The sequence below is a fragment of the Streptomyces boncukensis genome (genome assembly GCF_011045075.1).
GTDB classification, from domain to species: domain Bacteria; phylum Actinomycetota; class Actinomycetes; order Streptomycetales; family Streptomycetaceae; genus Streptomyces; species Streptomyces boncukensis.
Window position 1 is genome coordinate 1 of sequence record NZ_JAAKZZ010000556.1, and the last position, 4448, is coordinate 4448.

General features: G+C 73.0%; 6 protein-coding genes and 1 pseudogene. 4 read left to right on the forward strand and 3 right to left on the reverse strand.

Annotated features, from left to right (window positions below; all coding sequences use genetic code 11):
• The 4 genes and pseudogenes from G5C65_RS31870 to G5C65_RS31885 all read left to right on the forward strand — a co-directional run.
• Nucleotides 1–634 (forward strand): annotated as a pseudogene (locus tag G5C65_RS31870) (phage tail protein); the annotation flags it as partial.
• A 38-nt stretch (nt 635–672) separates the two neighbouring features.
• Nucleotides 673–1551 (forward strand): peptidoglycan-binding protein, encoded by an 879-nt coding sequence (locus G5C65_RS31875; RefSeq protein ID WP_165302521.1) that lies wholly within the window; start codon nt 673–675, stop codon nt 1549–1551.
• Nucleotides 1552–1595: 44 nt separating this feature from the next.
• Entirely contained in the window at nt 1596–1859 is a 264-nt protein-coding gene (locus G5C65_RS31880; RefSeq protein WP_165302522.1) for a hypothetical protein, read from the forward strand.
• Entirely contained in the window at nt 1846–2121 is a 276-nt protein-coding gene (locus G5C65_RS31885; protein WP_165302523.1) for a hypothetical protein, read from the forward strand. The genes G5C65_RS31880 and G5C65_RS31885 overlap by 14 nt, the downstream gene beginning before the upstream one ends.
• A 62-nt stretch (nt 2122–2183) precedes the next feature.
• Here the strand turns inward: G5C65_RS31885 and G5C65_RS31890 are convergent, their stop codons facing one another.
• The 3 genes from G5C65_RS31890 to G5C65_RS31900 form a co-directional block, all read right to left on the reverse strand.
• Nucleotides 2184–2933, reverse strand: coding sequence for an AIM24 family protein (locus tag G5C65_RS31890; RefSeq protein WP_165302524.1), 750 nt, complete (start codon nt 2931–2933; stop codon nt 2184–2186).
• Nucleotides 2934–2953: 20 nt separating this feature from the next.
• Entirely contained in the window at nt 2954–3640 is a 687-nt protein-coding gene (locus tag G5C65_RS31895) for an AIM24 family protein (protein ID WP_165302525.1), read from the reverse strand.
• A gap of 7 nt (nt 3641–3647) precedes the next feature.
• A partial coding sequence (locus tag G5C65_RS31900; protein ID WP_165302526.1) for an AIM24 family protein occupies nt 3648–4448 on the reverse strand: 801 nt, incomplete at its 5' end.

Below are 4448 nucleotides of genomic sequence, written 5' to 3' on the forward strand. Positions count from 1 at the left end.
GGTCGGGCCCGCCACCGGGGCCGACCCCGCCGGGCCCGACCACCTGACCCGCAAGGCGTACGTGGACTCCGTCGCCGCCTCGGGCACCTGGGCCCCGAGCGCCCTCGGCTTCACCGCCTGGTCCTTCGACCCGGCCGTCACCGCCGCCACCAGCGCGCAGTACTGCATCAACGGCTGGCTCTACCTCGTCGGCGTCCCGCTGCACGCGCCGGCGACCGTCCGCCAGGTGGTCTTCTACGTGGCCGGATACGTCGGCGGGAAGCTCAGCGCCAGCTCGTACGCCGGGCTCTACACCGGCGCCGGGCGGCGCGTGGGCGTCACCCAGTCGCTGAACAAGCTGATCCCCGCCACCGAGGGCGAGACCGTGGCCTGCTCGCTGACCAGCGCCTACGCGGCCGAACCCGGCAACTACTGGGTGGCCCTGGTCGTCAACGGGCCCAGCCCGAGCAACTCGGGACCCGGCTTCATCCGCGGCGCCAGCATCGGCGCGTGGCCCGGCGGCAGCGCCCGGATGCCGGGTGCCTTCGTACGGCACGGCCGGCTCTCCACGACCGGGCACACCTCGCTGCCCGCCTCCTTCAGCCCGTCCTCCGTCGAGGACGACTCCAACGCGATCTGGGCCGCGCTGGCCTGACCGCGCCACCCGCCGTTCCACGAAAGGAACCGCACTCCATGGCCACACCACTGACAGCGGACCGGCTCCTCGCAGCGCTGCGGGGCGAGGGCGTCAAGGTCGTCGGACACCGCTCCTGGCGGACCCACCACCGCAACGCCAAGGGCGCCTGGGGCCCGATCAACGGTGTGCTGATCCACCACACCGTCACCCGAGGCACCGACGCGAGCGTCCAGCTGTGCTACGACGGCTACTCCGGGCTGCCGGGCCCGCTGTGCCACGGCGTGATAGCCAAGGACGGCACCGTCCACCTCGTCGGCAACGGCCGCGCCAACCACGCCGGGCTCGGCGACCCGCGGGTCCTGAACGCCGTCATCCGCGAGGACGGCTCGCTGCCCCCGGCCCGCTCCAACACCACCGACGGCAACGCCCGCTTCTACGGGTTCGAATGCGTCAACCTCGGCGACGGGAAGGACCCGTGGCCCGGAGCGCAGCTGGAGGCGATCGAACGCGCCGCCGCCGCCGTCTGCCGCGCCTACGGCTGGAGCGCCGAGTCCGTCATCGGGCACAAGGAGTGGCAGCACGGCAAGGTCGACCCGCGGGGCTTCTCCATGGCGGGCATGCGCCGCCGGATCGCCGCCCGGCTCGGCTCGGCCCCCGACCGCGGTTCCGGGTCCGGTTCCGGGAAGGGCTATCAGCCGTTTCCCGGCGCGAGCTGGTTCCACCGTGCGCCCAAGTCCGCGGTCGTCACCGCGATGGGCCGCCGCCTGGTGGCCGAGGGCTGCTCGGCCTACTCGGTGGGCCCAGGACCGCAGTGGACCGACGCCGACCGCCGCTCGTACGCGCGCTGGCAGCACAAGCTCGGCTACCGGGGCGCCGACGCCGACGGCTGGCCGGGGGCGAAGTCCTGGGCAGCGCTCAAGGTGCCGCGCAGCTGACCCGTCCCGCCGGGAGTCGGGACCGGGAGTCGAGAGAGGAAGTCATGTCCGAAGCGAACAAGCGCACGTTGCGCACCCTGCTGCAGACCGTACTCGGCATCGCCGTGGTGCTCCCCGAGGCCGTCGCGGCGTCCGGCGTCAGCGAGACCCTGCCCTGGGTGGCCGCGGCCCTGGCCGTCTCCGGCGCGGTGACCCGGGTGATGGCGGTGCCCGGCGTCCAGGCGCTGCTGCCGTCCTGGCTGCGTACCCGGGAGCCGGCGTCGGGGCATCCCCTGGTCGAGCGGAGCCGGGACCATGGGGGAGGCTGAGCACGGCTCGGGGCCCAGCGATCCCGCGCAGGTGGCCCTGGAGCTGGAACGGCTCCGCGGTTCGGTGGAGGCGGGCTTCGCGCGCGTCGACGGCGCGCTGGCGCTGCTCGTACAGCGCAGTGACCAGACCGACAAGCAGCTCGACGAGCACAGCGCCCGGCTCTCCGCGCTGGAGCGGCTGCGCTGGCCGCTGGCCAGTGTGACGGCGCTGGCCGCTGTGTCCGGTGTGCTGGTCACGGCGTGGCAGAGCGCCGGGCTGTGACGGGGTGACAGCGGGTCCGGCGGGGATCCCCCGGAGGGCGATCCGCCGGACCGGCTGACGGGTCAGGACCAGGCGTTGCCCTGGTTCTGGCCGCGGGCGCCCTGCTGGCCCATGCCGTACTGGGCCGCCAGCCCCTGGCCGACCGCGGCCCCCTGCGGGGGCAGCATCTCGCTGGGCTGGACGAGGGCGTAGCCCTGCCCCATGAAGGACAGTTCCCAGCCCTCGCCGGTGCTGCCCCGGCGGCGCCACACGCCCTGGGACGACGTCTGGGCCTGCATCTGCACCCGCAGCCCGGCCGACCAGGCGACGACGGCGTCCGCGTCCGCGTTGACGTACGCGTCCGGGGTGACGGTCAGCAGCAGCGGCTGGCCCGAGGTCATCAGGGCGACCCTGCCCTGCCCGGTGATGTTGAGGTTGTAGGCGCCGGTGCCGGAGATGCCGTGCTGGCTGTCCACCGAGATGACCTCGTGGTGCAGGGTGGAGTCCATGGCCAGCACGTAGGAGGCGTCCACGGTCAGCCCGTCCTGCTCGACGTCCACCACGTGCACGTACTGCGCGAGGTTGGCGAGGAAGACGGTGCCCTGCCCGGAGCAGCGCATCAGCGGCAGGTGCTCGCGCTGCGCGCCCCGGTGCGCGGCGCGCTGCTGGTACTCGGCGTCGAACTCCAGCAGGCCCTGGTAGGCCACCATGGCGCCGCTGCGGGCGAGGACGTCGTCGTGGCCGGTCAGCTGGACGCGCAGCAGCTGCGGGTTCTGCAGCGCGTAGCGCTCCTGCGTCTGGACCTCGGCGTATCCGAAAAGCGAACTCTGCACGGTGTGTTCCCCGTCCCCTCTCAGCCCCGGATCCGCAGGCGGTCCGTGCTGTCCTCGCTCGGCTGGACGACCACGAACCCCTGTCCCGAGAACGCGATCTGGTACGCCTCGCCGCTGCCGCGCCCGATGAGCGCCCCGGCCTTCATACTGCGCTTGCCCTTCATCCTCAGCCCGCTGGACCAGGCGACCAGCGCGTCCGGGTCCACATACGTCTCGTCCTCGCCGCGCCCGCAGTCCACGACGACGGGCGTGCCGCGCGCGGTGAGCGCGACCCACCCGGTGCCGCGCACGGCGACGTTGAACAGCCCCTGGCCCGCGAACTTCGCGAGCCCCTTCACCCGCTCGACGCCCCACTGCAGATGCGCGTCGAACGCGAGGAGGTTGGTGCCGTTGACGGACAGCGACTCCTCGTTGAGGTTCACGCAGACCACGTCGGCGCCGTAGTCGGCGAGGTAGAGCAGGCCGTCGCCGCGGCAGAGCATCAGCGGGTTGTTCTCGCCGGTGAGCCACTGGGAGGCCATCTGCCGTACGGCGGGCGGGTTCGCCTCGTACTGCACGAAGCCCTCGTAGGCGACCATGGACCCCGGCCGTGCGAACAGGTCGTGGCCCGACTGCATGGCCACCTTGACCATGTGCGAGCCGTGGTTCTCCATCCGGGCGGTGACGGGCGCTGCCGCGAAGCCCGCGAGTGCTGCTGGCTGGTTCATGGGGACCTCAGACCTCGTACGGCTGGACGACGATGAAGTTTCCGGGGGCGCCGCGGAACTGGAGGTTGACCGTCTCCCCGCTGTGTCCCGGATAGGCGTGGCGGCGCAGCCGCACCTGGCTGGAGACGATCACCTGTGCGGCGGCCGACCAGGCGACGACGGACTGCGCGTCCGCGAACGTCGTCGGCGTCACCGGCAGCACCACCGGCGTGCCCCGCGTCTTGACGACGACTGTGCCGACGCCGCTGAACTGCATGGTGAACAGCGCGCCGCCGGGGATGCCGTGCCCCTCGATACGGCGTACCTCGTGCTGCAGCGACTCGTCGAAGGCGAGCACGTTCTCGGCCGAGACGCACAGCCCGTCGCCCTGCAGCTCCACCGGGTGGACGTGCGCGCTCTCCTCGGCGAAGAAGACCTGGCCGCGGCCGGTGCAGCGCATGAGCTGCATCTCCTGGCCCGTCGCGTTGCCGACGATCCGGCCGGTGAAGCCCGCGCCCTTGTAGGAGAAGTCGACCTTGCCCTGGTAGAGCACCATGCTGCCCTGCCTGGCGAGGACGGGCCGGCTGTCGATGCCGAGGTCGGCGCGGACGAGGGCGGGGTTCTGCAGCGTCCACCGCTGGCCCGTCGGGACCTCGCGGAACTTCTCCAGCGCGGCCCCGACCCCGGCCGCGGGCCCCTGCGGGACCTGCGGCGCCCCGTAGCCGCCGGGTGCGCCGGGCGCGCCGGGCGCGCCCGCAGCGAACGGGTTCGCCATCGGCTGCCCGGGTACCTGCGGAGGCTGGGGCGGTGGGGACGGCTGTCCGTAGGG